The organism is Streptomyces sp. NBC_01689, assembly GCF_036250675.1.
Lineage (GTDB): Bacteria > Actinomycetota > Actinomycetes > Streptomycetales > Streptomycetaceae > Streptomyces.
The window spans coordinates 6,672,745-6,698,159 of the sequence record NZ_CP109592.1 but is presented as its reverse complement, the minus strand read 5'-3'; the positions used below and the strand labels follow the sequence as shown (position 1 = coordinate 6,698,159).

General features: G+C 70.0%; 31 protein-coding genes and 1 pseudogene. 23 read left to right on the top strand and 9 right to left on the bottom strand.

Annotation, left to right across the window (positions count from 1 at the left end; translation table 11 throughout):
• Nucleotides 1-67 precede the first annotated feature (67 nt).
• The 4 genes from OG776_RS28575 to OG776_RS28560 all read left to right on the top strand — a co-directional run bounded on the left by OG776_RS28575 (nucleotide 68) and on the right by OG776_RS28560 (nucleotide 5,338).
• Entirely contained in the window at nucleotides 68-1,729 is a 1,662-nt protein-coding gene (locus OG776_RS28575) for an alkaline phosphatase D family protein (RefSeq protein WP_148013771.1), read from the top strand.
• 240 nt (nucleotides 1,730-1,969) lie between these two features.
• Nucleotides 1,970-3,901 carry an FAD/NAD(P)-binding protein gene (locus tag OG776_RS28570; RefSeq protein WP_148013772.1) on the top strand — a complete coding sequence of 644 codons (1,932 nt, stop codon included), beginning with the start codon at nucleotides 1,970-1,972 and terminating at the stop codon, nucleotides 3,899-3,901.
• Nucleotides 3,902-3,987: 86 nt separating this feature from the next.
• On the top strand, nucleotides 3,988-4,446 hold the full coding sequence (locus OG776_RS28565) for a DoxX family protein (protein ID WP_329322740.1): 459 nt from the start codon (nucleotides 3,988-3,990) through the stop codon (nucleotides 4,444-4,446).
• A 259-nt stretch (nucleotides 4,447-4,705) separates the two neighbouring features.
• Nucleotides 4,706-5,338 carry a DedA family protein gene (locus tag OG776_RS28560; RefSeq protein WP_187286004.1) on the top strand — a complete coding sequence of 211 codons (633 nt, stop codon included), beginning with the start codon at nucleotides 4,706-4,708 and terminating at the stop codon, nucleotides 5,336-5,338.
• A 129-nt stretch (nucleotides 5,339-5,467) separates the two neighbouring features.
• On the opposite strand, the gene OG776_RS28555 is transcribed toward OG776_RS28560, so the two are convergent.
• Entirely contained in the window at nucleotides 5,468-5,695 is a 228-nt protein-coding gene (locus OG776_RS28555; protein ID WP_148013775.1) for a DUF2277 domain-containing protein, read from the bottom strand.
• A 195-nt stretch (nucleotides 5,696-5,890) separates the two neighbouring features.
• On the opposite strand from OG776_RS28555, the gene OG776_RS28550 reads away from it, so the two are divergent.
• Nucleotides 5,891-6,889 (top strand): ketopantoate reductase family protein, encoded by a 999-nt coding sequence (locus OG776_RS28550; protein WP_148013776.1) that lies wholly within the window; start codon nucleotides 5,891-5,893, stop codon nucleotides 6,887-6,889.
• Between the two features lie 33 nt (nucleotides 6,890-6,922).
• Here the strand turns inward: OG776_RS28550 and OG776_RS28545 are convergent, their stop codons facing one another.
• Nucleotides 6,923-7,510, bottom strand: coding sequence for a hydrolase (locus OG776_RS28545; protein ID WP_148013777.1), 588 nt, complete (start codon nucleotides 7,508-7,510; stop codon nucleotides 6,923-6,925).
• A gap of 422 nt (nucleotides 7,511-7,932) precedes the next feature.
• Nucleotides 7,933-8,382 (bottom strand): MarR family winged helix-turn-helix transcriptional regulator, encoded by a 450-nt coding sequence (locus OG776_RS28540; protein ID WP_148013778.1) that lies wholly within the window; start codon nucleotides 8,380-8,382, stop codon nucleotides 7,933-7,935.
• Nucleotides 8,383-8,606: 224 nt separating this feature from the next.
• Here OG776_RS28540 and OG776_RS28535 point away from each other — a divergent pair, with 224 nt between their 5' ends.
• Both OG776_RS28535 and OG776_RS28530 read left to right on the top strand, forming a co-directional pair.
• Nucleotides 8,607-8,951 carry a hypothetical protein gene (locus OG776_RS28535; RefSeq protein ID WP_148013779.1) on the top strand — a complete coding sequence of 115 codons (345 nt, stop codon included), beginning with the start codon at nucleotides 8,607-8,609 and terminating at the stop codon, nucleotides 8,949-8,951.
• A gap of 164 nt (nucleotides 8,952-9,115) precedes the next feature.
• Nucleotides 9,116-9,691, top strand: a complete 576-nt coding sequence (locus OG776_RS28530; protein WP_329322739.1) for a hypothetical protein — start codon at nucleotides 9,116-9,118, stop codon at nucleotides 9,689-9,691.
• A gap of 89 nt (nucleotides 9,692-9,780) precedes the next feature.
• On the opposite strand, the gene OG776_RS28525 is transcribed toward OG776_RS28530, so the two are convergent.
• Entirely contained in the window at nucleotides 9,781-10,179 is a 399-nt protein-coding gene (locus tag OG776_RS28525; RefSeq protein ID WP_148013781.1) for a hypothetical protein, read from the bottom strand.
• A 146-nt stretch (nucleotides 10,180-10,325) separates the two neighbouring features.
• Here OG776_RS28525 and OG776_RS28520 point away from each other — a divergent pair, with 146 nt between their 5' ends.
• On the top strand, nucleotides 10,326-10,892 hold the full coding sequence (locus tag OG776_RS28520) for an SMI1/KNR4 family protein (protein ID WP_329322738.1): 567 nt from the start codon (nucleotides 10,326-10,328) through the stop codon (nucleotides 10,890-10,892).
• Nucleotides 10,893-11,009: 117 nt separating this feature from the next.
• Here OG776_RS28520 and OG776_RS28515 read toward each other — a convergent pair whose 3' ends face one another.
• Complete coding sequence (locus OG776_RS28515) at nucleotides 11,010-11,423, bottom strand: hypothetical protein (RefSeq protein WP_187286005.1); 414 nt, start codon at nucleotides 11,421-11,423, stop codon at nucleotides 11,010-11,012.
• Nucleotides 11,424-11,701: 278 nt separating this feature from the next.
• On the opposite strand from OG776_RS28515, the gene OG776_RS28510 reads away from it, so the two are divergent.
• Nucleotides 11,702-13,135, top strand: coding sequence for an FG-GAP repeat protein (locus OG776_RS28510; protein ID WP_148013783.1), 1,434 nt, complete (start codon nucleotides 11,702-11,704; stop codon nucleotides 13,133-13,135).
• Nucleotides 13,136-13,414: 279 nt separating this feature from the next.
• Here OG776_RS28510 and OG776_RS28505 read toward each other — a convergent pair whose 3' ends face one another.
• Complete coding sequence (locus OG776_RS28505; protein WP_148013784.1) at nucleotides 13,415-13,858, bottom strand: hypothetical protein; 444 nt, start codon at nucleotides 13,856-13,858, stop codon at nucleotides 13,415-13,417.
• 240 nt (nucleotides 13,859-14,098) lie between these two features.
• Between OG776_RS28505 and OG776_RS28500 the strand changes: the two are divergent.
• The 5 genes and pseudogenes from OG776_RS28500 to OG776_RS28485 form a co-directional block, all read left to right on the top strand.
• Nucleotides 14,099-14,247, top strand: a pseudogene (locus tag OG776_RS28500) (tyrosine-type recombinase/integrase); the annotation flags it as partial.
• Nucleotides 14,248-14,663: 416 nt separating this feature from the next.
• Nucleotides 14,664-15,242: a hypothetical protein gene (locus OG776_RS28495; protein WP_329326554.1), complete on the top strand. Its 579-nt coding sequence runs from the start codon at nucleotides 14,664-14,666 to the stop codon at nucleotides 15,240-15,242.
• Between the two features lie 410 nt (nucleotides 15,243-15,652).
• Complete coding sequence (locus OG776_RS28490) at nucleotides 15,653-16,984, top strand: AAA family ATPase (protein WP_329326553.1); 1,332 nt, start codon at nucleotides 15,653-15,655, stop codon at nucleotides 16,982-16,984.
• The gene (locus OG776_RS42465) at nucleotides 16,981-17,613 is read left to right on the top strand and encodes an RloB family protein (protein WP_443077293.1); all 633 of its coding nucleotides are present in this window, start codon (nucleotides 16,981-16,983) and stop codon (nucleotides 17,611-17,613) included. Before OG776_RS28490 ends, OG776_RS42465 begins: the two co-directional genes overlap by 4 nt.
• 420 nt (nucleotides 17,614-18,033) lie before the next feature.
• Nucleotides 18,034-18,612, top strand: coding sequence for an HD domain-containing protein (locus OG776_RS28485; RefSeq protein WP_329287632.1), 579 nt, complete (start codon nucleotides 18,034-18,036; stop codon nucleotides 18,610-18,612).
• Here the strand turns inward: OG776_RS28485 and OG776_RS28480 are convergent.
• From OG776_RS28480 to OG776_RS28470, 3 genes are all read right to left on the bottom strand, one after another.
• Nucleotides 18,591-18,761 carry an e9imm peptide gene (locus OG776_RS28480; protein WP_329326552.1) on the bottom strand — a complete coding sequence of 57 codons (171 nt, stop codon included), beginning with the start codon at nucleotides 18,759-18,761 and terminating at the stop codon, nucleotides 18,591-18,593. The two genes, OG776_RS28485 and OG776_RS28480, sit on opposite strands and share 22 nt — an antisense overlap.
• A 70-nt stretch (nucleotides 18,762-18,831) precedes the next feature.
• Nucleotides 18,832-19,302 (bottom strand): NUDIX hydrolase, encoded by a 471-nt coding sequence (locus OG776_RS28475; protein WP_329326550.1) that lies wholly within the window; start codon nucleotides 19,300-19,302, stop codon nucleotides 18,832-18,834.
• Between the two features lie 34 nt (nucleotides 19,303-19,336).
• Nucleotides 19,337-20,068, bottom strand: coding sequence for an XRE family transcriptional regulator (locus tag OG776_RS28470; protein ID WP_329287637.1), 732 nt, complete (start codon nucleotides 20,066-20,068; stop codon nucleotides 19,337-19,339).
• A gap of 155 nt (nucleotides 20,069-20,223) precedes the next feature.
• Here OG776_RS28470 and OG776_RS28465 point away from each other — a divergent pair, with 155 nt between their 5' ends.
• The 9 genes from OG776_RS28465 (at nucleotide 20,224) to OG776_RS28425 (ending at nucleotide 25,414) form a co-directional block, all read left to right on the top strand.
• Entirely contained in the window at nucleotides 20,224-20,577 is a 354-nt protein-coding gene (locus OG776_RS28465) for an SCO3933 family regulatory protein (protein ID WP_095854622.1), read from the top strand.
• Between the two features lie 2 nt (nucleotides 20,578-20,579).
• Nucleotides 20,580-21,935: an FtsK/SpoIIIE domain-containing protein gene (locus tag OG776_RS28460; protein WP_329326548.1), complete on the top strand. Its 1,356-nt coding sequence runs from the start codon at nucleotides 20,580-20,582 to the stop codon at nucleotides 21,933-21,935.
• A gap of 83 nt (nucleotides 21,936-22,018) precedes the next feature.
• Nucleotides 22,019-22,222, top strand: a complete 204-nt coding sequence (locus OG776_RS28455) for a hypothetical protein (protein WP_329326546.1) — start codon at nucleotides 22,019-22,021, stop codon at nucleotides 22,220-22,222.
• The gene (locus OG776_RS28450; RefSeq protein ID WP_329326545.1) at nucleotides 22,222-22,884 is read left to right on the top strand and encodes a DUF2637 domain-containing protein; all 663 of its coding nucleotides are present in this window, start codon (nucleotides 22,222-22,224) and stop codon (nucleotides 22,882-22,884) included. The genes OG776_RS28455 and OG776_RS28450 overlap by 1 nt, the downstream gene beginning before the upstream one ends.
• 19 nt (nucleotides 22,885-22,903) lie before the next feature.
• The gene (locus OG776_RS28445; protein WP_329326543.1) at nucleotides 22,904-23,095 is read left to right on the top strand and encodes a mobile element transfer protein; all 192 of its coding nucleotides are present in this window, start codon (nucleotides 22,904-22,906) and stop codon (nucleotides 23,093-23,095) included.
• A gap of 12 nt (nucleotides 23,096-23,107) precedes the next feature.
• The gene (locus OG776_RS28440; RefSeq protein WP_153290809.1) at nucleotides 23,108-23,263 is read left to right on the top strand and encodes a hypothetical protein; all 156 of its coding nucleotides are present in this window, start codon (nucleotides 23,108-23,110) and stop codon (nucleotides 23,261-23,263) included.
• A 24-nt stretch (nucleotides 23,264-23,287) separates the two neighbouring features.
• The gene (locus OG776_RS28435) at nucleotides 23,288-23,620 is read left to right on the top strand and encodes a SpdD-like protein (RefSeq protein ID WP_329326541.1); all 333 of its coding nucleotides are present in this window, start codon (nucleotides 23,288-23,290) and stop codon (nucleotides 23,618-23,620) included.
• A gap of 88 nt (nucleotides 23,621-23,708) precedes the next feature.
• Nucleotides 23,709-23,897, top strand: a complete 189-nt coding sequence (locus OG776_RS28430; protein WP_329326539.1) for a hypothetical protein — start codon at nucleotides 23,709-23,711, stop codon at nucleotides 23,895-23,897.
• A gap of 5 nt (nucleotides 23,898-23,902) precedes the next feature.
• The gene (locus tag OG776_RS28425; RefSeq protein WP_329326537.1) at nucleotides 23,903-25,414 is read left to right on the top strand and encodes a DNA cytosine methyltransferase; all 1,512 of its coding nucleotides are present in this window, start codon (nucleotides 23,903-23,905) and stop codon (nucleotides 25,412-25,414) included.
• The last annotated feature ends 1 nt before the right edge of the window (nucleotide 25,415 follow it).

The window sequence follows — 25,415 nt, the reverse complement described above, 5'->3', positions numbered from 1 at the left end:
GCGCGGAACCTCCCCGCTCCCCTCCGTCGTTCCGTACCGTACGGGGCGACGGAGGAGGGTGATCACCATGGCGGAGCTGCTCCTGGGACCGCTGCTGAGGTACGTCGACGGCTCGTCCGCGACCTTCTGGGTCGAGACGAGCCGACCGTGCACCGCCGAGGTGCGCTGCGCGGACGGCGCCCGCGGTGAGGCGCGCACGTTCCAAGTTGCCGGGCACCACTACGCGTTGGTGCCGGTGGACGGGCTGACACCGGGCACGGAGTGCGCGTACGAGGTGCTGCTGGACGGTGACGGTGTCTGGCCGCTGCCCGATTCGCCCTTCCCGCCCCCGGTCGTCCGCACCCCGGACGGACAGGACGCGGTCCGGGTCACCTTCGGCTCCTGCCGCTGGGCGGCTCCCCCCGCCGACGAGAAGGACCCGGTGGGTCCCGACGCCCTGGACACCCTCGCACGACGCCTCGTCGCCGCGCCGGACGGCGAACGCCCGGACGTCCTGCTGCTGTTGGGCGACCAGGTGTACGCGGACGAGGTGTCGGACGCCACCCGGGCGTGGCTCACCGCCCGCCGCAGCCTCGCGGACCCCCCGGGCAGCCAGGTCGCGGACTACGAGGAGTACACCCGCCTCTACTACGAATCATGGCTCGATCCCGAGGTCCGCTGGCTGCTGTCGACGGTGCCCAGCTGCATGATCTTCGACGACCACGACGTCATCGACGACTGGAACACCAGCGCGGCCTGGGTCGCCGACATCCGGGCCACGGTGTGGTGGCGCGAACGGCTGCTCAGCGGCCTGATGTCGTACTGGGTCCACCAGCACCTCGGCAACCTCTCGCCGCGTGAACTGGCCGAGGACCCCCTCTACGCCGCCGTCCGCGAGACCCCCGACGGCACGGACGTGCTGCGCGGCTTCGCGGCCCAGTCCGACGCCGACCCCGCCTCCGTACGCTGGAGTTACCGCCGCGACTTCGGCCGCGTCCGGGTCCTGATGGTGGACACCCGCGCGGCCCGGGTGCTCGCCGAGGACGAACGGGCGATGCTGGATCCCGGCGAGGCCGGCTGGCTGCGGGAGCAGGCGCTGGACGCCCCCGGCTCGTACGACCACCTCCTCATAGGGACGTCCCTGCCCTGGCTCCTCCCCCACCTGGTGCACGACGCCGAGACGTGGGACGCCGCGCTGTGCCGGGGCGGACGGGGCGCGCGCTGGGCCCGGTTCGGGGAGAAGCTGCGCCGCGCGGCCGACCTGGAGCACTGGGCCGCCTTCCCCGCCTCCTTCGACGCGCTCGCCGGGCTGGTCGCCGAGGCCGGCGCGGGGCCGGACGCGCCGGCCACCGTGTGCGTGCTGTCGGGGGACGTCCACCACGCCTACGTCGCCGAACCCGCGTGGCCCGAGGGCACACCCGGTCCCGACGCCCGCGTGCTGCAACTGACCTGCTCCCCCGTCCACAACTCCATACCCCTGTACATGCGGCTCGGGTTCCGCTTCGGGTGGAGCGCCCTGGGACGCGCGCTCGGCCGCCGTCTCACCCGGCACGGCGGCTGCGCGCGTCCCGCCGTCAACTGGCGTCGGACGGGGGGCCCCTGGTTCGGCAACCAGCTCATGACGCTGACCCTGCGGGGACGTTCGGCCCGGCTCCGGCTGGAGCAGGCACGGGCGGGGAGGAGGAACGGCGCGGGCGGAGGCGGGGGCGCCCGGCTGCGGACGGTCGCGGAGTCCGAACTCACTCCGTGAGGCGCTCCCCGGCCGTCGGCGTCCCGGACGCCCGCAGTCGTCCGCAACCGCCCTTTGCAGGCGGTGTGTACGGGTGTCGCGCGCGTCGCCCGTGATGCTCGTGACGCATCACACAACGGGTGCCCGCCGGGCCGCCCGGGTCTCGGCTCCCGCGCCCCACGACGGCATGATGAGGCGGACCGTCCGCTTCCGGCGGAACAGTTCGCCCCATGTGCCCCACGATGTCCGGGAGTCACCCTCTTGTCTGCACCGACCGCGGAATCCGCAGGGCCCGCCGAGCCGACCGACGTCTCCGTCGCCGTGGTGGGCGCCGGACCGCGAGGCACGAGCGTCCTCGAACGTCTCTGCGCCTCCGCGCCGGAACTCCTCGCGCCGGACACCAGACTGACCGTCCACGTCGTCGACCCGGCGCCGCCCGGACCCGGCCGCGTCTGGCGCACCGCGCAGTCCCCGCATCTGCTGATGAACACCGTGGCCTCCCAGGTGACCCTCTTCACCGACGACAGCGTGGCCTGCTCGGGCCCCGTGCGCCCCGGGCCGAGTCTGCACACCTGGGCGGCCGGCGACCTCGGCCCGGACGACTACCCGACCCGCGCCCACTACGGCCGCTATCTGGAGTGGGTGTTCGCCGAGGTGGTGCGGACGGCCCCGGAGACCGTCCGCGTCCGAACGCACCGGGCGCGCGCGGTGCGGCTCGACGACGGCCCCGGCGGCCGCCAGACCCTCGCCCTGGACGACGGACGCGTCCTGCCCGGCCTGTCCGCGGTCGTCCTCGCGCAGGGCCACCTGCCGGTCGCCGCGGACCGCGGCCGGCGCGAACTCGCCTCGTACGCGCGACGGCACGGGCTGCGGCACGTCCCGCCCGCCAACCCGGCCGACGTCGACCTCGCCGACCTCGCCCCCGGCGAGCCCGTCCTGCTGCGCGGGCTCGGACTCAACTTCTTCGACCACATGGCGCTGCTGACGGCCGGCCGCGGCGGCCGCTTCACCCGGACCCGGCGGGGCCTGCGCTACCACCCCTCGGGCCGGGAGCCCCGGCTGTACGCGGGCTCCCGCCGCGGAGTCCCGTACCAGGCCCGCGGCGACAACGAGAAGGGGCCCTACGGCCGGCACACCCCGCTGGTCCTCACCCCCGAGACCGTCGCCCGCTTCCGCCGGCGCGCCGACGCGGGCACCGCACCCGACTTCCTGGGCGAGATATGGCCGTTGGTGGCCAAGGAGGTCGAAACCGTCTACTACGAGAGCCTGTTGAAGGGCCGCGGGAGACTGCGCCGCCGCCCGGAGGAGTTCAGGGAGCGCTTCCTCGCCGTCCCGCACGCCGATCCCCAGGAGGCCTTTCTGCTCGACGAGTTCGGCGTTCCCGAGGCCGACCGCTGGTGCTGGGACCGCCTCTCGCGTCCCTACGGCGGCCGTCGCTTCGCCGGCACCGGCGAGTGGCGCGACTGGCTGCTCGCCCATCTGCGCGAGGACGCCCGGCAGGCCGCGCTGGGGAACGTCGGGGGGCCGTTGAAGGCCGCCCTGGACGTGCTGCGCGACCTGCGCAACGAGGTGCGGCTGATCGTCGACCACGGCGGTCTGCGGGGCGGGTCCCGCCGGGAGCACCTGGACCGCTGGTACACACCGCTGAACGCCTTCCTGTCCATCGGACCGCCCCGCCGGCGCGTCGAGGAGATGACCGCGCTGATCGAGGCGGGCGTCCTGGACGTCCTCGGGCCGCGGTTCGACGTACGGGCCGTGGACGGGACCTGGATCGCGCGCTCCCCGGAGGTGCCGGGTTCGGCCGTCCGCGCGACCACGCTCATCGAGGCACGCCTTCCGGAGCCGGACCTCAGGCGGACCGGCGACGAACTGCTCGCCCGGCTGCTGAGCACGGGCCAGTGCCGTCCGCACACGAGCGACGGTCACGAGACCGGGGGGCTGGACGTGACCCGTCGCCCGTATCACCTGAGAGACCGTCAGGGACACCCGCACGCACGGCGGTTCGCCTTCGGGGTGCCCACCGAGGGCGTCCACTGGGTGACCGCGGCCGGCGCCAGGCCAGGGGTGGATTCGGTCACGCTGTCGGACGCGGACGCGGTGGCGAGGGCGGCGCTACGTGCGGCGACGACGGAAACGGAACCGGAAACGGAAGTCCGGCCGTGGCCGAATGTTGAACTTGCAAGCATTGATTAGGCTACCCTAACGTTGGTGACTCACTCGGTTCCGCCCCCACGGTCCGGTTCCCCACGGACCGGACCAGACCGAAGGAGTCCCCCCACATGACCGACCGCCTCAACACCGCCCAGCCGTACGCCATCGGCCTGTTCCGGATCGTCATAGGCCTGCTCTTCGCCGCGCACGGCGCGGCCTCCCTCTTCGGCGTCCTCGGCGGCGCCGCGGGCACCGACGGGGGCTCCCTCCCCTCCGGCGCCTGGCCGGGCTGGTACGCGGCCGTGATCCAGCTCGTCGGCGGCGCCCTGGTCCTGCTGGGCCTCGGCACCCGCGGCGCCGCGTTCCTCGCGTCGGGTTCGATGGCGTACGCCTACTTCGACGTGCACCAGTCGACGGCCCTGTGGCCGATCGAGAACGGCGGCGAGCTGTCGGCGCTGTTCTGCTGGGCCATGCTCCTGCTGGTCTTCACCGGCTCCGGCGCCCTGGGCCTCGACCGGCTGTTCTCGGTGCGTACCGCCCCGTCCGCCGGCGAGGACGACCGCGCCGCGGAGCCGGTCGCGGCCTGACCCGCTCCGCGACGGACCTGGCCGGCTCGGCCCACCCCGGTCGACCCCGTACGACACGGCGCCCGCCACCCACCGAGGAGGCGGGCGCCGCCCCGTGGTCCGCCCCTCGGGGTCAACGCACCGTGAGCAACAGATAAGCCCCCCGTGACCCCGCTGTCACACCCGCCGCGTACGCTGTATGGCTGTCACAGGCCGCCCTGCCGCTCCCCCGCGACGTAGCGGCGAGGTCGTGCCTTCGGGGGAGTACAGGGGAGTTCCGGTGCTGGAGAGTGTGGGGTCGCTGACGGGCAGCCCGTGGATCTACGCGGCGGTGGCCGTCTCGGTCCTGCTGGACGTCTTCCTGCCGGTGCTGCCCAGCGGCGTCCTGGTCATCACGGCGGCCACCGCCGCGGCGGCGGGTTCCACGGGAGCCGTGCCGCACGCGGTCCCCGACATCCTCGCGCTCACCCTCTCCGCGGCCACCGCCTCGGTCCTCGGCGACCTCGTGGCGTTCCGGCTGGCCTGGCGCGGCGGCGAGCGCCTGGACCGCGCCATCGCCCGCTCCCGCAGGCTCTCCAGCGCGCAGGAACGTCTCGGCGCGGTGCTCGCGCGGGGCGGAGGCGCGGGCGGCGCGCTGGTCGTCCTCGCCCGCTTCGCGCCCGCCGGCCGGTCGGTCGTCTCGCTCGGCGCCGGCGCGGCCCACCGCCGCGTCCGCGAGTTCCTGCCCTGGTCCATACTCGCGGGCCTGGCCTGGGCCGTGTACAGCGTGGCCCTCGGCTACTTCGGCGGCCAGTGGCTGGGCGCGACCTGGCTCGCCACGGGAGTCTCGTTCGCGGCGCTGTTCGGCGCCGGCGCGGGCGCCGCGTATCTGATGCGCCGGCCCGTGCCCCGGGAGTCGGGCACCGGCGCCTGACCCGCGGAGCACCGCGCACCTGACCGGCGGAACACCGCGTGCGCCTCACGCCGCGCCCAGCGCGGCCCGTGACGAGTCCTGGCCGCGGCCCGTGACGAATCCCGGCGGCCGGCCTCTCCAAGGGACGGCTCAGCCCGCCCGTCGGGTGACCCCGCGGACCTCCAGATCTCCCAGCAGTTCGGCCGTGGCGGCCGCGACCGCCTCGACCGCCCGTTCGAACACCTCGCGGTTGTGGGCGGCCGGGGCACGGAAGCCCGAGACCTTGCGGACGTACTGGAGGGCGGCGGCGTGGATGTCCTCCTCGGTGGCCTCTTCGGGGAGTACGGGCGGGCGGAGAGTCTTGATGCTGCGGCACATACGCCCAGTCTCGCGCGAACGGCACCGCCCTGACCCTCGGGCCGCCGGATCCGGCCGCCCCGTTCCCGGCACCGGGTGCACCCTCCGGAGCCGGGGCGCGTCCGCGCGGCTGTGGCGCCGGACGGCGTCGCCCGGCATGATCCACTCCAGGCGGCCACCGTTTCCGGGGCCGACCGACGAGAGGATCGGACGGACATGACGAAGGACGTACGGGACGGGCGCGATGTACGGGACGGGCGTGGCGTGGGCGACGTACGCGACGAGCGCGATGCCAGCGGCGTACGGGACGGGCGTGGCGAGCGGTTCACCGTGGCGGTACTGGGCCCCGGCGGTGTCGGCGGGCTGCTCGCCGCGCTGGTGGCGCGCGCCGGGCACCGGGTGATCTGCCTGGCCGGGGACACCACGGCGGAGGTGCTGCGCGCGGACGGAATCCGGGTCCGCAGCGGCCGGTTCGGGGAGTTCACGGCCCGGGTGGAGGCGGACACCGAACTGCGCGAACCGGTCGACGCCTGCCTGATCACGGTCAAGCACACGGCGTTGGACACGGCGCTGGACCGGGTGCCCGCGCGGGCGCTCGGCGACGGTCTGCTCGTCCCGTTCCTGAACGGTGTCGAACACCCCGCGGCCCTGCGCGCCCGGTACGGACCGGCCCGGGTGGCACCCGCGGTCATCCGTGTCGAGTCGACCCGGACCGCCCCCGGGGTGATCGACCACGCCAGCCCCTTCGCGGAGATCGACCTCACCGGTGACACGGTGGCCCGCGAGCGGCTGGACGCGCTCGCCGGGGTCCTCGCGGCGGCCGGGCCGGACGTCCGCGTACAGGCCGACGAGGCCGCGGTGCTGTGGGCGAAGATGGCGTTCCTCGCCCCGTTCGCGCTGCTCACGACGCGGTACGGGGTGCCGCTGGGCGAGGTGCGCACGCTGCACCGGACGGAGTTGACGGCTCTCGTCGCGGAGACGGCCGCCGTCAGCCGGGCGAGCGGGGCCCCGGCCGACCCGGCGACGGCTCTCGCCCGCTACGACGCCTTCCCGCCCGGCGCGAAGTCCTCCATGCAGCGGGACGCCGAGGCCGGCCGGCCGCTCGAACTGGACGCGATCGGGGGCGCGTTGCTGCGGGCCGCGGCCCGGCACGGGGTGCCCGTGCCGGTCGCGGAGCGGCTGGTGCGCGAGGTGGAGGACGCGGTTCCCCGCTGACGCGGGGCCGGATCAGGTCACGCGGGGCCCGGATCAGGCGTGGGTCTTGGCGAGCAGTTCCACGATCTCGGCGGTCGTGCCGGTCTCGCCGAGGCGCGGGAAGATCCGCTCGACGCTGTTGCGGTGGGTCTCGCCGTCCAGGTCGGTCATGGCGTCGGTGGCGAGGGTGACGTGGTAGCCGTGCTCGTGGGCGGCGCGGGCGCTGGACTCGACACCGATGCTGGTGGCGATGCCCGTCAGCACGATCTGGGTGACCCCGCGGCGGCGCAGCTGCAGGTCGAGGTCGGTGCCGTAGAAGGCGCCCCAGTTCCGCTTGGTCACGGTGATGTCCTCGGCGTGCCCGGCCAGTTCGTCGACGACGACGTCCCAGCCCTCGGGGAAGCTGCGGGCGCGGCTCGGTCCGTCGTTGCGGCCGGGCACGGCGTCCGCTCCGTCGGGAGCCGCGGTGACGCGGACGAGGACGACGGGAAGGCCCCGCTCGCGGAAGGCGTCGGCGAGCAGCACCGACCGCTCCACGACGTCGGCGGCGGAGTGGGGGGCGAGGCCCGGGTTCCCGACGATGCCGTGCTGCAGGTCGATGACGACGAGGGCGGTGTGCGGGTCGAGCGTGGTGGCTGCCATGGTCAGGCCTTTCGGAGGGGTGTGCCGGTGCGGGTACGGGAGGGTCGCCGCCGGGAGCGACGGGGCTCCGGCGGGCGGTCCCCCTGGTGGGAGGGAGGCGGGCCGGTGGGTGCGGCCCGCCGCGGTCGGCGCCGTCCGCGTGGAGGGCGGCGCCGTGGGCCGTACGGAGGGCGGTGCCGTCGACGGCCCGGGGGCGGTGTCGGCAGCGGCCGTACGGACGGCGGTGCCGTCGGCCGCGTGGAGTGCGGGGCGGGTGACCGCGACGGTCGTGGCGGCCCTGTCGGCCGTGAGGACGGTGGCGGCCGTGCGGACCCTGTCGGCCGTGCGGACCGTGGCGGTGACGGTGGCGCCGGAAGGCGGTGCGGGTCGCCGAAGGGCGTGCGGGAAGGCCGTACGTGGAGCGCGTACGCGGAGGGCGCGTATCACGGGCGGGTGAGCCGGTCCAGTACGGCCATCGCCTCGATGACGCTCTGCCGCTCGGCCTCCGTACAGCGTTCCTGGAGGGCCTTGGCCAGCCACTCCCCACGGGCCTGCCGAGTGCCCTCGACCCGCTCGCGGCCGGCGTCGGTCAGCGTGACGAGCTGTCGGCGCCCGTCGCCCGGGTCCGGGTTGCGGGCGATCAGTCCCTGCTGGTCGAGGACCGCGAGGGTGGCGGCCATGGACTGCGGCCGGACCCCCTCGGTGGCCGCCAGCGCGCTGGCCGTCGCGGCTCCGCTCTTGCTCACCAGGGTGAGCGCGGAGACCTGCGAGGGGGTGAGGTCCTGCCGCTCGGAGACCTCCCGGATCCGTCGCCGCAGCCGGTTGAAGGCCACGCGGAGATCCTGCGCCGCGCGGGCGGCGGACTCGGAGATGCCCTCGGCGCTGTCGTCCATGGCGCCACACTAAATCCATCAGTTGAGACTGTCCAGTTCAGGCTGTCCAGTCCAAGCTGTCCATTCCCACTGCCCGGTCACGCCTGCCCGGCTTCGGCTGGACAGTTCGGCGCGGACGGTCCGCGCCCCCCACCCCGGTTCGGGCACGCCGTGTCGACCAACCGTTCGTGTGAACTCCCGGAAGGAACTCGCACCCCAAAATCGAACAGGCGTACCATTGCCGCGTGGCTGCGACCTATGACTTCCCGAGTGACCTCCTGGCGGGCCAGGAGGAGCTGCATCAGGTCCGAGCGGAGCTCCTGGCCCTGCTCAAGCGGCTCCCCTGGTCGGTGGAACCCCTGGACGGCTTCAGTGACGACAAGGGCTGGCGTCAGGTGGAGCGCCCGGCGTCCCCCGGCTGGACCGCCGACGAACAGGCCGAGGTCGAGAAGCTCAGGCAGCGCGAGCGGGAGCTCGCCGTGTTCGTGACGTGCCACCGTTTCTGGTCGGAGGTCGCGGCCCCGGAGACGGTCGACGCCCGCGCGAGGCTGAAGCACGCCTACGGAACGCCGCCCGCGAACCCGTCGTAGGGGTCTCGGCCGCCGCATCCGCCGGAGCCGCCGGGATACCCGCCAGGAATCCTGGCAGGCACCCTCCCCCTTCCGGATGAAACAACCCAAAATGAGACAACCTCACCCCCGCTCATCTCCCTCCCCCTCGTAAACAGCACGGCCCGAAGCACCCAGGGGAGACCATGAGCGACCACGAGCGTCCGCAGCGGCTACGACAGCCCGGCCGGGGCGGCCCCGCACCGGTACCGGGACCAGAACCGGACCACGGTTCTCCGGCGCCCGAACCACCCGGACGGCGCGGCGCGGGCCGCGTCGCGGGGCTCGGCTGCCTGGGGATCCTCGGCCTCGTCGTGGTCATCGGGATCGCCGGTACGGCGGGCGACGGCGGCGAGGACGGCGACGGCCCGCACTCCCCCGCCGTCCACGGCGAGGCGGGGAACCGGGCGGGGAGCGACTCGCGCGGCGGCTCCGGGGCGGGTTCGCAGGCGGCCGATTTCACGTCCTGCGTGGACCGGAACGGCACCGCCGCCGAGAAGGCGGCCGTCCGGCACGTCACGAAGGTGACCGGGGCCGACAGACGCAGCAACACGCTGGACAATCCCGAGGTGTTCACGGATTTCGACGGTGGCCCCACCGGCCCGCACCAGGCCGAGGGCAAGCTCATCGCCTCCGCGTTCGGCTCCTGCTACGAGTCGGACAACGGCCTCGTCACCGTCCGCGACAGAACGGGCGGGCCCCTCGCCGACGGCGCCTTCTGACGAAGCCCGCGCGACCTCCGCCGGCACCGAACGGCCGTCCCCCGCGCCCCGGCCGATCGCGCGATACCGAGGCGGAGTTCGCCGGGCGCTCACCGCTTCGGCGTCACGTCCTCACAGCTCTCCGAGACCTTGACCACCTCGAAGACCACCGGATAGTCGGTGATCTGCTGGTACGGTCCCGGCCGGGAGCCGCAGATCTTCCACCCGGCCGGGTCGTCCACCGGACGTCCGCGCCCGCTCGCGTCCTTGAAGACCATGTCGATTTCGGAGCGCATCTGTTCGTACGCGCGCCCGGCGTTGCCGCCGGTCACGTCGGGCATGACGGCGCTGACGGGTTGGACATTCGTCGAACGACTCGGCGCGGCGACTCCCGAACCGGCCGTCGCCGTGGCCCCGGCTCCGTCCGGCACGGACGACGCTCCGCAGCCAGTGACCGCGGCCAGGACGGTGGCGGCGAGAACGGATCTCAGAAACGTGGTGACGGTCATGTCATGTTCCCCCGGGGCGACGGCAGTTCAGACCGGTATTCAAGCCGATGACGACGGCGGACGCTGCGCCAGGAGGACGGATGGGCCAGCAGGTCCGATGGGCGGAGGACGGTCCGCTGTCAGCGCCGACTGGTATCCATGGCCGTATGAACGTCGAGCAGGCAGATCCTCATGACCTCGCGGTGCTCCGTGCGGCCTTCTCCGTCGACGACGACGGCGGCCGGTCCGCGCTGGGCTGGGAAGCGGTGCGAGCCTTCGAAGCGGAGCACCGCGTCGTCCTGCCGGAGCCCTATCGGACCTTCGTCGCGGAGATCACCGACGGCTCGTACTCCGGACCGCCGGACTACGGGCTGGTGGGCCTGGCAGAGCTGCCCGACGACTGGGGGGACGGCCGACCGGAACGCGACATGAGCCGGCCCTTCCCCCTCACCTCGCCATGGCTGTGGGAAGAGGACGACGAGGAGCCGTCGGAGGAATCCGGTCGGACCAAGGACGGAGTCTTCGACCACGGGTCGATCGTCCTCGGGACGGACGGATGCGGCATGTACTGGCACCTGGTCGTCACCGGGCCGCACCGTGGACACGTCTGGTTGATCACGGGGGAAGGTGCCACTCCGTTCGGAGCCGCGTTCGGGTTCACCACGGCCGAGCCGGGATTCGTCGGCCGGGTCAGCCACTGGGCCGCGGGCAAGCCCTGGTCCGACGCCGCGTGACGAGGCGGGGACAACGGCCGTCCGGTCCGACACCCGCCGACATCCGCCGTGCCGGTGCGCTCCGGGCACGACCCGACAAGGCCTCACGCCGTCGAACCGGGTGAGGAGGGGCGCCTCCTACGGGCCCTCGGGACCGGCGTCGCTCGCTCGCGCGGCTGCGACCGCCTCCAGCAGGGACCAGCCGTCGACCTCCAGCACTCCCCGTACCTCCGGACGCCACCCGCGGGCGAGTGCCACGTCCAGCAACGCCCGGACGGCACCCGGTTCGTGCAGGTTCAGGTGTGCGCCGCGGGAGAGGCCCACGTCACCGGAACCGAAGGGCGCCCCGCCCTGGATGTACCGACCGGCGCCGTCGGCGAAGACGATGCGCAGCGGACCCCCGATACCGGAAGGCTGCGGGGAGATCGTGAGGATCTGACGACAGTCCACGGGGCGACCGTCGTTGTCCCTCCGATGGTCGTGACGCATCGTCCACATGTACACACGCCCGTCGACGACCAGACGGCGCGGCGCGTTCAGACGGCGAGGCATCCGGCCGAGAGTACTTGACCTGATGGACGTGGCCTGTGCCCGTTCCGCCAGTCCGCGACCGTAGGCGATCACCGTCAGCGTGCAGGACGACGCGTTCCACGACGCCGAAGATCTGTGCGTTGTCCACCACACCCTGCAAGTCCCTTGCTTCCCTCCCGAGTGCCACTTGACCAGGGGCAAAGCCTCTGGGCTCCACCCCACTTTCTCGTCATCTCCTGGCTTTACAATCCCGCCGTGTTGTCGGCGCACGGTCGGTGCGCCGAGATGGAGGGGGTTGTATGACACGTCAGAGGTTCAAGGGGAGATGGAGAGCCGTGGCCGTGGTCGTCACGCTGGGGACCACGGCCCTGGGGCCGGTCGCCCCTGCGGTGGCCGTGCACGGCGCGGTACCGGGTGACTTCAACGGGGACGGGTACCGGGACGCGGTTCTGCCCGCACCGGGCGCGAACGTGGCCGGCAAGGACGGGGCCGGTGCCGTCGTCGTGCTGTACGGATCGAAGTCGGGACTGTCGGCAAGCAGGCGGCAGACCATTACTCAGAACAGTGCCGGCGTGCCGGACTCGGCCGAGGCGGGCGACGGGTTCGGGGCGGCCACCGCCACGGCCGACATCAACCGCGACGGCTTTGCCGACCTGGTGGTCGCCGCCCCCTACGAGGACACGTCCAAGGGCAACGACTCGGGCGCGGTCGTGGCGCTGTGGGGCAGCAAGAACGGGTTGACGAGCGGCACCGACCTGCCGAATCCCGCCAGACCCCACGACGGGGCGAGAGAGTACGGGCGCGATGTCGCTGTGTTCGCCGGCGGCCCCGGAGCCAAGACGCAGGTCGCGGTCGCCGGTACCGACGGTTCCGTCTACTTCACCGGGCCGTTCAGCCGTACCGGCACCTACGGGTCCCGGGTGTACAACCGGAACACGCCCTCCCTCGCGAGCGTCGCGCTCGGCGACTTCAACCACGACGGTGCCCCCGACCCGGTTGCCATCACCGTCCGTCTGGCCGGCCTCAGCGGCGGTGAGGTCTACAGGGGCCCCGGGATGATGTACGACGACTACATGGCCCAGGGCAACGGCCTCATCGCCGCCACCGGCGACATCGACGGCGACTCGTACGCCGACCTGGTGGTCGGCGACCCCGACGAGCCCGCCAAGGACGGCGTGGACGGGGCGCACGGCGGGCGTGTCCTGGTCTGGTACGGGGCGAAGCAGGGCATCCCCTTCGACGCCAAGCCGGTGCAGCTGACCCAGAACACCGCCGGAGTGCCCGGCACGAGTGACAAGGGCGACGCCTTCGGCGGCGCACTTGCCGTGGCCGACCTCAACCGGGACGGACTCGCCGACATCGTGGTCGGAACCCCGCGCGAGGGCAGGTCCCGCGCTGGGCAGGTCACCATCATTCCGGGCCGCCGCTCGGGTGCGCTCGGCGCCGGATCGTACTCCTTCACCCAGGACACGGCCGACGTCCCGGACACCTCGGAATCCGATGACGCGTTCGGCACGACGGTCGCCGTCGGAGACGTGAACGGGGACGGCAGGCCCGAGCTGTTCGTCGGCGCGGCGTTCGAGAACATGGGCCCGGGTGCTGTCTGGGTCTTCCCCGGGACCACCACCGGCCCGACGGCACGGGGCTGCCACGAGTTCACCCCGTCCTCCGTCGGCCTCAGCGACCGCAGTCCCAGTTATCTGGGCGGCGCGGGCCTGCTCTGGATGCTCTGACGGATTCCGTACCGGGGTGCGAACGCGCCCGGAACTCCTGCGAGGGGGTTCCGGGCCCGTCGGCGTCCTCATCTGCGCGGTCCGTCAGTAACCGTGACTGCTCGTCAGTTCCCGTTCGATCGACCACGACAGGGACATGGGTGCCTGATGGTCCGTAGCTCCACGGAGATCAGTCGCCGACGGTCGTACCAGCCCCTCCACGGCCTTTGCGGGGCACTGATGGTTGGGGTCGGTTGCTGTGGTTGCTGCGCCGCGGTGCAGCGTCCGCTTGGGCCTTGCTCATCCCTGCAGCGGCATACTCGCTTCGTCGTCGCTCATCGCGGTGTAGACGGTGAGGCAGGATGCGACGACATCGACCTCCGAAGGCCCCGCGATCCGAAGCCGCACCAACTCGGGTAGTTCGGACGAACGGTCGATGAGACCGATGGCATCGTCAGGCCATGGGTGTGGCAGCCGCGGGAGGTGCTCCACCAAGATCTCGTCGATGAAGGAGCCCTGGACCGCGGTCGAATCTTCTGTCTCGACGTGGTGCAGACAGGTAAGCGAGATCACGATGTCTGGCTTGTGCGGACCCTCCCTGAGGAAGACATCCACACAATCATCGACGTTCACGGCCCCGAACGAGACCCGTTCGACGAAGTAGCTCACGCAGGAGGCAAGCATGCGGGCCGCTCTCAGACAGCGGTTCTTGACGGCATCCTCTGCCTCGACTGCGTCAGTCATGGCGTGAGGCTAGGGCTCACTACTGGCCGCGTCGACTCCTCCGGCCCGCAGGCGCGGCGCGAGCGGGTGGACCTGTCGGCCAGCCTGCGGACGGTGATTCCAGGAAGTCCCGCTTTAGGAGCGGGGCAGGGGACCATCCCTCCTCGGATGCTTCGGGGTCCAGCGCCGGAGAAATGGCGCAGAGCGCGACCGCTACCCACCTGTCGGCCTGGGGTGCCGAGTACGCGTCGAAAGATGCCCGGCGTGGATCCCCGCGTCGTGATGGAGATCCTCGGGCACAGCCAGATCGCCGTCACGATGAACGTCTCCGCCCACGTCGTCCAGGACACGCAGCGCGAAGCCGTCGGTCACAGGACCGGCTGCTCACGCGGCGCCTACAGCGCGAGTAGCCACGGCACTGATGTCAGATCTGGATGTCAAAGACCCCCAGCCATGATCGGCTGGGGGTCTTTTTCCTGGTGGGCGCGGACGGTTTCGAACCGCCGACATCCGCCTTGTAAGGGCGGACGTGGTCGGCGGCGCCGTTCCCCAGGTCACTCCGGCTGCTGCGGCAGCCTAGGCGAACGGAGCATCTCGACTGCGGCGAGCCGTCACTGACCGTGGTTGACCGCACGATGTGGCACGGCTGTGGCACGGTCCGATCGACGGAGCGCTTAGAAGCGCTCCGTCGAGACGAGGGCCGGCCCACCGATCAGCCCGTTCGCAGTTCGGGCGACGCTCGCGCAGCTCACTTCGACACACATTCGACACTGGAGACTTTGCGGTCCGACTCCCACGGCAGATCTCGAACGGCATCATCCTGCACATGGATGCTGGCATAGCTGCCGTGCTTGGCGCGGCCGTGGGAACTCTTGGAACAGTGGCGACAGGTTGGACCTCGCGTTCTGTAGCCAAGATGCAGATGCGGGTCGACTCCATGCGCGAACGCAGAGATCCTCGAAGATCTTCGTATGAGTCCTTCGCCTCGGCTGCTGTAGCTCTCCACGCTCACCTGGAGCCGTGGATCACGTTCGGACGTCATCTCGAGCGCAAGAAGCCGACGGACGTTGAACCTTGGGACGGTGTGGTCTACGTGAGCCAGGAAAGTTTCAAGGATGGATACGGGCCACGCGCCGTCGAACTGGCGGATGAGGTAAGCCGCTACGGACGCCACGTGATTCTTGACGGGCCAGCTAGCCTCGAGCCCTCTGTGACCAAGGTGAGCGACACCGCCGGCACCCTCGTTTCCCTCTTCAGGATCATGCAGACACTGCACCAAGTGACTGACGCCGAGGGGAGATCGACAATGGCTTACAACACTTCGCAGCTTCCGGACCAGCTCAAGTCACTGGAGCAGAACGTTCGAACGTTCCTCCTGCAGGCAGGTGCCGCCCAAGATGACTAGAACACTTCTCCGGGCTTCGGCATAACCCTTCCAGTGTCGAAGATCAACTCCGGTAGCCCAGGCCAGAGCGGGGTGGGGGTGGTCACCCACGGGTGCCGCCTGTCAGCTTTGGTCGACCTCGCACGGCCCAGGGACGGCCCAGCGGTCGGTCGTGATCACTGCTCAAGCAGTTCGACCTAGCCCATGCGATGTAGGGCCGTCGACTCCTACAGCGGACGTAGCCGTGGAGGTCGGCGGATGCGGCACCGCTGACCTCCAGAGCGGATACGAGTGAAGGACGCCGCAACCCAGGTACCACTGACGGAGCAAGCGGCTGGCCCCCTGCCGACCTACTGGGTACAGTTTCAGCAAGCCTGGGGATGGAAATCCTCTCTAGAGGGAACGAAACTGCACTCGAGGGTGATGTGACCATGCTGCTCAGGTTCCGCGTGACCAACCATCGATCGATTCGAGACTCCACCGAGCTAGTACTGACGAAGTCGAGCTTCGCGGGTGTACGGCCAGCCGACGGCGACTGGAGGGCTGCAACCAACCGGATCGTTGGCATTTTCGGATCCAACGCCTCCGGGAAGACGAATCTGCTGGACGCAATTCATTTCTCCCTTAGGGCAATTCAACAATCCGCAGAATGGACCGACGAGGAGACATTTCCTTACCACCCATTCGCCTTGGATGCCCCCTCGGCAACACAAACGTCTGCGTACGAGTTCGACTTCACGCTCACCGGCACGAGGTACGTCTACGGCTTCGAAAGCGACGCCGAGGGAGTCAAGGCGGAATGGCTTTCAACATTCCCAGAAGGACGCCGCAGGGTTTTGTTCGATCGATCGGGGGTCGGTCCTGATAACTACACCTTCGGTCGATTCCTGAAGGGCGAAAACGTCCGCATTTCCCGAAAGACAGACGCAAAGAATCTTTTCTTGACAGTTGCCGCCAAGGAGGGACACACCCAGATCAAGCGGGTACATCGCCGACTCACTCGACACATCCAATACGCAGCATATTCAGAAAATCAGCAAAAGGGTAGAATTAGGGCGATTAAGAAATGGATGGAAAGCGACTCGGTTCGATGGAGGGCTGAGAATCTTCTCAAATTCGCAGACCTGGGAATTTCCCGCCTCACAGTGGAGGATGTAGAGCTAGCCCCAGACGTGCTCGAAATGGCAGTCAAAGTCGCCGAAAGCGTGTTCGGAACGTTCGGGGATGATTCCCGCTTCAACAAAGAAGAATTCATGGAGTTCTTCCTTGCGGACCAGAAGCGGAAAATCAAGTTTTGGCATAAAGGGGGGGAGCAGGCGGAAGATTATATTCTCGACATCGAGAATGAAAGTAGCGGAACGGTAGCTTGGTTGTCACTTGCCATCCCGGCACTTCGCGCTATCGATAGCGGTCATGTATTTGTCGTGGATGAGATTGACGCAAGCCTGCATCCGCGCCTCACGGCCGCCTTCATCTCTCTCTTCAGAGATGCGGAGATCAACGCTAAGGGCGCTCAGTTGATCTTTGCTTCGCATGACACGTCACTCATGGGGCACCTAGCCGGAGGGGCCTTGGAGAAGGAGGACGTCTGGTTCGCCGAGAAGGACGGGGCCGGGGCGTCAGAGTACTACCCCTTGACGGACTTTCCGGTCAAGGCAGATCATAACCTGGAACGCCGTTACCTAAGCGGGCGTTACGGAGCGGTGCCTGCCGTCTCCTGGGAGGATCTACGCGCTTCCTTGGTTGTAGGAGAACATGAGTGAGTCGCCGTCAGGTCAGGGGTTCGCAGAAGATTTCGAAATCTCGCGGCAGGAGATCGGAAAACAAGAAGGTTCTGATCGTCACGGAAGGAGTGAAGACAGAGCCGCAATATTTTGAGGGCCTCGCTTCACACCTCAACGCTCAAGCCGTTCACGTGATATCAGTCAGACCTATCGGAACTGGCCGAGACCCTCTAAGCGTCGTCCGTGAGGCCGATCAGCGTCGGAGGCGAGAAGAACAAGACGGCGATGCATTCGACTCTGTCTGGTGTGTAGTTGACGTAGATACCCACGCAACACTTCCTTCCGCATGCGAACTTGCATCCCGCAACAGCTTACACATTGCTGTAAGTAGTCCTTGTTTCGAAATTTGGCTCCTTTGGCATTTTGAGGAGCACAGGGCGTGGGTCACGGTGCAGGCATTGGCTGGCAAATTGAAGAAGCATGGAGTTTCCGGAAAGAAACTGCCTTCCAATTTCCCTTACTCAAAGTACCCCGAGGCCAAGGCAAGGGCTGAAAAATGCGAGGCTATTCGCGTTAATCATAGCCCCCCTAACCCTAGCTCTTCCGTGTCTGAACTGATCGCGGAGCTGGAACATGCTTGCAAGGTAAAGGGGCGTGAACAGCCCTGAAAATGTAACGCGTTCACAAGCTAGGTCGGCGGAGCGGCTTTGGGCTGGAGCTGCTTTGGGGCGAGTGATCATGGCCCCGTAAGCTTCCGGCGAGTCGGGCAGTCTGTGGACCTGCCCGTTAAAGCACGACGTTGGGGCCATGATCTTAGAGGCTCGCCCCAAAGTGGCTGCCTAAAGCCGTGGAGCCGACCGCCCCAGCCACAGAGGGTGTCTCCCACTTCATGCCCGCAGTCGCCGAGCGCGCCGCCGGGCGCGGCCAGCCGGGGCGCAGACAGGAGGCAGGCCGCGCCGCAGAGGCGGCGCGCGCCCGCGCCGTGCGCGGGCTCTTGATGAAGTAGGGAAAGTCTTACCGCGCTGCTGCTCCGGGGGTTCCGGACTCGGACTGTCGGCTGAGTAGTGATCTCCGCTACGGTGCGATTCATGCCCTCTGCATTGGACACGCCTCAAGGAGCGGCCGAGCTGGCCGAGTCTCTGTTGCCTCCGCTCGGGAACCGTTGGCTGCACACTCAGGCCGTAGCGGCTCGTGCCCGTGAGGTCTCCGCGGCTGTCCCAGAGGAAGAGCGGGATCTCCTGGTGGCCGCGGCCTGGCTCCACGATCTCGGCTACGCCCCGGAGCTTCGTGACACCGGCTTCCACCCGATCGACGGTGCGCGGCACCTCGTGCGGCTCGGCGCTCCTGATCGGCTCGTACGGCTCGTTGCTCATCACTCCGGCGCCGTGTACGAGGCCGAGCAACGTGGCCTCTCGGCTGAACTGGCCGTCTACGAGCGCGAGGACGCGCCGATCCTTGATGCCTTGATCTACGCGGACATGACGACCGGTCCCGCCGGCCAGTCCTTCGACTTCGACCGCCGTATCGAAGAGATCCTTGTCCGCTACGACGTCGGCAGCGAGGTGCACACCGCGATCAGCAACGCGCGGCCCTACCTTGCGGCGGCCATCGAGCGGACCCAGGAACGGCTGGGGCGGACCGCGGCTCAGAGTGCGAACGGCTCGTAGGACAGAGCCCGATCGACGATCTTCTCAGCGGTGAGCTCCGGGTCGGCATCCCAGAAGATGTAGTCACTGATGTGCGGGCAGACGAGTCCGCGTTCCAGCCTGTCTATGGCGCCGTCCACATCGTCCTCGTCGGCAAAGTCGTCGGTCATGAGTCGTCGAACAAGACGGATGGCTTCCTCGCGGTCCATGTTGCGGGCGTTGCCACGGTGCGCCGGCCCCCTATCCGATGTACGGCTCGGGCCGGTTCGCCAGGCCATGATCGATCCGCATCCGCATGGACGGGTGGATGTTCAGCTCGTCGAGCTTGCTCGGGTCCACGAACGCCACTTCTTTGCTCTCACTGCTGGTCCGGAGTTCACCACCGGTGATCCGGGCCGTGAAGCAGATCGAGAACTGTTGGCGGACCTCGCCGTCGTCGTAGGCCATGACGTGGCCGGGGTTCGTGTAGAGGCCGACCAGGCCGGTCACCTCGACGTCGAAGCCGGTCTCTTCCTTCGTCTCGCGCACCGCCGCGTCCGCGACCGCTTCGCCGACATCGACGCCGCCGCCGGGAAGGGCCCACAGGTCGTTGTCGGTCTTGTGGATGAGCAGCACCTCCCCGGTCTCGTTGCGCGCAACGGCGGTGACCGAGGGGACGATGCTGTTCGCCTTGGGAGCGTTGGGATCGTTGATGTAGTCGACGCGGGCCATGGCTCCAGCCTCGCACGACCGAGCGGCATCCGAGCTAGGAGGGCCGACCCCGCTCCCACGCGTAGTCGAAGCTCCGCATGTAGTGCCGGAAGGTGCGAGCACCGGGGATGTAGCGGAAGTGCAGGATCGGGTTCTGTCCTGCGGGAGCTCCGAGGACATGTGGGTTCACCAACACGTCCTCGTCGAAGCGGTAGATCGAGTTGTACAGGATCGTGTCGTGGAGCCTGATCTCGACACCGGGCGTCTTGGCTGCCGGTTCGAGGTAGCGACGGGTTATCCGAGCGCGGGCGGCCAGATCGTCTCCGATGCCTTCCTCCTCGCCTCGCTGGCGGATCATCTGCGAGTCCGGGTCTCCGAGAAGGACACGTACCTGCGTGCCGGCCGTTGCCTTCTCGGCGAGCTGGTCGGGTAGGTCGGGGTGGCTGTCGAAGAGGAAGAGCCCTGCATAGACGAGGATTTCGACCTGATCCGTCGCCCCCTCGATCAGCGAGGACCACAAGGAGGTCGGAACGGCACCGCGGTGCGGGTAGTACGTGACCAGCTCGGACGTGCTCGCGGTCTCGGCCTGCTTCTCCACTGTCGGCCAGAGATAGACCTCGTCGACGCCCAGGAAGGTTGCGGCCTTCCATCGGTGGCCCCGGTGCGGCGTGCGGTTCGTGGTGATCCACCGCTCGACACTCTTCGGGTCCACTCCGACGTGGTCGGCAGTGGACTGGATGGTCTCGCCCTTCGCCGAAATGGCCGCGCGCAGGCGCTCGTTCGCCATGAGGTGTCCTCCCCGTAGGACGTAGGGACGTTTTGACGGTACCTCAGACGTCCCCAAACGTCCATGCGGACCGTGATGCGTCCATGGCCTCTCGCGGTCTCCTGATCTCACCGGCAGTTGCCGGTCAACATCGCGCAGATGCAGGAGATCAGACGATGCGTCAGATTCCCGTCGACACCACGAACGCGACCGTGATGGTCGCCAAGGCCCCGCAGCCGAAGGTCAAGGACCGCCGTACCGGTGAGATCGCCCTCGACAAGGACGGCGTCACGCTGATGACGGTGGAGGTCATGTTCTCCACGCCCGACGAGGTGGAGATTCTCAAGCTCACCGTTCCCCAGCCGGGCGTCTCCGAGGACCTGGCCATGGGCACCCCCGTCGCTCTGACGGGCCTGGTCGCCTCGGCGTGGGAGAACGAGTTCAACGGGCAGAAGCGCCACGGGATCGCGTTCCGCGCGGTCGCCGTCACCTCGCTCGCCGCCGCCGGCTCGACGTCGAAGGCGGCCTGATCATGACCGCGTTAACGGTCGCGCTGGTGCTGGTCGTCGCTGCCGCGCTGGTCCTGCGGTGGCGGCGGCCCGCCTGGTACTGGCTGGTCTTCGGTGCCGCCTTCGCCGCGGTGCGGGTCCTGTTCCAGTACACCTCCGTGATGGACGCCTGCGGGCTCACGGTGCCGCCGTCGCGCTGGCGCCTGGCCATGGCCCGTCTCGCCAACCGGCCCGTCCCCGAATCCCGCGCCCCGCGCATCCTGCGCCTCCGGCCCACCCGGACCGGCCTGGTGCTCCGGCTCAAGCTCCGTCCCGGGCAGGACGCCTTCGACGTCTCCGCCTCCTGCGACCGGCTGCGCCACTCGTTCGCGATGTACGGCGTCACCTCACGTGAACTGCGCTCCGGGGTCGTCGAGGTCCGGATGACCGGATACGACGTCCTCAAGCGGGTCCAGATGCCCGCCAAGACCGATCCGGCACCGATGCGGGTCCCGGTCGCCCTACGCGAGGACGGTGCGGTCCACTACCGCGACTACCGAACGGTCCCGCACGGGCTCACGCTCGGGGCCACGGAGTCGGGAAAGTCCGTCTACCAGCGCAATCTGGTGGCCGGCCTCGCCCCGATGGATGTCGCGCTGGTCGGAATCGACTGCAAGCAGGGCGTGGAACTCTTCCCGCTGGCTCGCCGGTTCTCCGCGCTCGCCGACAATCCCGATGCCGCCCTCGACCTCCTCGAAGCCCTCGTCACGCACATGGCTGACGTGTACCAGGTGATCCGGGCCGAGCAGCGGATCACGGTCAATGTGCCCGATGCGGAGATCGCCGCCGACATCTGGGACCTCCCCGACCACCTGCGCCCGGTCCCGATCGTGGTCCTGGTCGACGAGGTAGCCGAACTCGCCCTCTTCGCCACGAAGGACGAGGAGAAGCGCCGGGACCGCATCATCACCGCCCTGGTCCGCCTCGCCCAGCTCGGCCGGGCCGCCGGGATCTATCTGGAGATCTGCGGGCAGCGCTTCGGCTCCGAACTCGGCAAGGGCATCACCATGCTCCGAGCCCAGCTCACAGGCCGCACTGCCCACCGCGTCAACGACGAATCCTCCGCCAACATGGCCTTCGGCGACATCGCCCCCGACGCCGTCCTCGCCGCCATCCAGATCCCCACCGAGACCCCCGGCATCGCCGTGACCGGCGACTCCTCCGGCGGCTGGGCCCGCATCCGCGCCCCGCACACCACGCTGCGCCAGGCCGTGAACCTCTGCAACAAGCACGCCGGCCGCACCCCGGACCTGCCCGCCCTCGCGCCGTTCCGGCCCGTCGTCGGCACCCCGGCCCCGGCCTCCGAGCCGCTGGCCAAGACCGCTCCCGCGACCGTCTGACCCCTCCCGCTTCCCGGCTGGCGCGACCGTCTCGCGCCGGGTCCCTACCCCCTCCATGCCTCAAAGAAGGGAGATCGACTCCCATGTGTGAGCACATCGAGGACTTCCACCGCACCGTGCTGATGCTCGGCGCCCTGGCCCTCTACGCGGACGCGCCCGGCGCCGACGACCTGTTCATCGACACCATCGGCCCGTCGCTCGCCGCGTCGCTTCCCGAGCCCCCGCCGGGCATGTTCCCGCCCGGCTACGACCCCACCGACGGCCCCGAATACCCCGGCGGCTCGTGATGGCCCGCTCCGCGTTCCGTGTGGACGCCGTCCTCGTCCAGGCCGTCATCGCCGGAGCCCTCTCCTTCGCCCACCTCCACGAACTCGCCGACGCCGCCGGACAGACCGGCTGGAAGGGATGGGCCTACCCCATCTCCGTGGACCTGCTCCTCGTCGCCGCCTGGCGACGGCTCCGAAGCGACGGTCCCTCCCGGCTGGCCTGGTCCTGGTTCCTCATCGCCCTAGTCGCCTCGCTCGGCGCCAACGTCGCCACCGCCGGGTTCCTCGACCTCGCCCACCCGCCGGCCTGGCTGCGCTTCGGCATCGCCGGATGGCCCGCCCTCGCCTTCCTCGGCGGCACCCTCCTCGCCCACTCCCACACCACCGACGACCCCGAGCCGAATCCGCCGGCCTCCGCGGTCTCGGTCCCGGCGCCGGAAGTCGAGCGGGAATCCGCCCACGAACCGGCACCGCTTCCCGCGGCCGAGGACACCCCCGCTCTCACCCCCGCCGCTTCTGCTCCGTCCGGTCCCCCGGTCCCGGCCGCGCTGGTCGACCACGCCCGCAAGCTCGCCGCCGACCACCACACCCGCACCGGATCCCCGATCGACACCGACACCCTCCGCGCCCGCCTCGGCGTCCCCCCGCACCTCGCCGACGCCATCGCCGCCCAACTCACCTGACCCGAAGGGAGAACCCGTCATGCCCGCCCGCGACCACTTCCACTCCGTGATGCGGATCGGCCCCGTGCAGATCGGCACCCACCGCGACCGCCACGGCCACACCAAACACGCCGCCGTGTGCACCAACGACCGCTGCGGCTGGTCCGCCGACTACTCCAGCCAGTCCGCCGCCCAGCTCGCCGCCCGCACCCACCGCTGCACCGCCCACTGAGGAGACACCCCCGTGCAGGTCCCGCTCTGGTTCGCCCTGATCGTCGTCGGCTGGCTCGGCGTCAAGCTCATCCGCCCGCCCTGGTGGCTCGTCGCCGTCCTCCTCCTCGGCGGCTACCTCCTCGCCGACAGCCTGCTCGCCCCCGCCATCGACACCGCCGTCAAGTAACCACCCACGAAAGGAAACCCCGCCATGCTCCGCCCCAAGGTCCCGGCCATGCCCCAGCCCACCGGCCTCGTGGTTCCGCCCGCCGTGGTCGTCGAGCCGACCGCGGTCATCCAGCAGACCCCGCAGTTCCAGGCTCCCGCTCCGGTTGTCTCTGCGGCTCCGGTCCCGGCACGGCCGGCCGTGCAGCTCACCCCCGGCGCCGTCATCGCCCTCGTCGGCAGCGGCACCGCGGTGGTCCTGGTCGTCGGCGCTGTCCTGGTCTCGATGCTCCTCGCGGTCGCCATCACCGGCGCATCCATCGCCATCTGCGCCCTGGTCATCCGCTCGCTCATCAACGCGGACGCCAAGCGGCGCTGACCGGCCCCCGGGTGGCCTCAACCGCCAAGTCTCGCCCGCCCGGGAGCCGTGCCCCATCCCGATCTCGCAACCGGAAGGAACCCCCAGCATGACGCACCGCACCCGCCCGCCGTCCCGGATCTGCCCGAACTGCGACGGCTTCGCCTCCGCCGCCATCACCCTCGGCGGCCGCGACCGGAACGGCCACCTGCGGACCATCACCGCGCACTGCCCCGCCTGCCACGGCACCGGCACACTCACCGCCCGCCGTTCGGCCCTCTCCCCGGCCGGGCGGTGATGGTCATGCGTCGCACTGCCACTTCCCGGCCGACGTCCATCCACCTGTTCTGTGGTGCCGGTGGCGACTCGGACGGATTCCGGCGCGCCGGCTTCGACGTCGTCCTCGGCGCGAACCACTGGTCCCGCGCGGTCGAGACCCACGCCGCCAACTTCCCCGAGGCCGAACACCTCTGCGTCGACCTCGACCACTACGACATGCGGCGCCTGCCCAAGGCCCGCGTCCTGGTCGGCTCCCCGATCTGCACCGAGGGCAGCCCCGCCGACGGCGTCAGCCGCCCCAAGGCACCGCTCTCCGCCGGGCAACTGGACCTCTTCCAGGAAGGCCCTATGCAGGCAGCCGCGTGGGAACGCACCCGCGCGACGGCCTACGACATCCTGCGCGCCGCCGAAGTCCACAACTTCGACGCCGTCATCTGCGAGAACGTCCCCCGCTTCGCCACCGCCTGGCCCCTGTTCGCCTGGTGGCTGCACGGCATGGAGATCCTCGGCTTCCGCCACCAGATCATCTCCGTCACCGCCGCCCACGTCGGGACCCTCGACAACCCGCACGCCCCACAGTGGCGTGACCGGATCTTCATCGTCTTCACCCGCACCGGCATGCGCGCCCCCAACCTGCGACTGCGCCCGCCCGCCTGGTGCACGGGCTGCGAAAGCGACGTGGAAGCCGTGCAGTCCTGGCGCAACGGCCGCACGATCGGCAAGTACCGGCAGCAGTACGACTACCGCTGCCCCAACACCCGCTGCCGCCACCAGATCGTCGAACCCTACGTACGCCCCGCCGCCTCAGCGATCAACTGGAACGACCCCGGCATCCGGATCGGCGACCGCGCCGCCCACGGCAGGGGCCCCCTCGCCGACTCCACCCTCCGCAAGATCCGCCTCGGCCTCACCAAGCACCGGGTGCCGTCCGTGGTCACCGTCAACCACGCCGACCAGGGCGACGGCCGCGCCTTCCCCGCGCTCGCCGCACCCCTGCCCACCCGCACGGTCCGCATCGGCGACGGCATCGCCACACCCCCGCTGCTCGTCCCGGCCGGCGGGAGCTGGAACACCACCGCGTCCCCGGTCACCGCGCCCATGCGGACCCGCACCACCCGCGACAGCGAAGCCCTCCTGGTGCCCGCCGCGTTCATCACCGAGCACCGCGGGGGCGGCTCGACCACCCGCGCCATCGGTGACCCGCTCGCCTCCATCACCGCCGGCGGCAACCACCACGGACTCGTCATCCCCTACCGCAAGGGCAGCCCTACGACGACCGGCGCCCCGCTCCACACCATCGCCACCCGCGAATCCGCCGCCCTCGTCCTCGCCGCCGACAACCGTGTCCCCGACCCGGTCGACGTGGAGGACTGCTACTTCCGGATGCTCTCCCCGCGTGAACACCTGCGCGCCCAGCGCTTCACCGACGACTACACCGTCCTCGGCCACGGCGGCGAGCAGACCAAACAGGCCGGGAACGCCGTGCCCGCCAACGTCGCCCAGTGGATCGCCGCCGCCCTCCTGGAGGTCCTGTGAC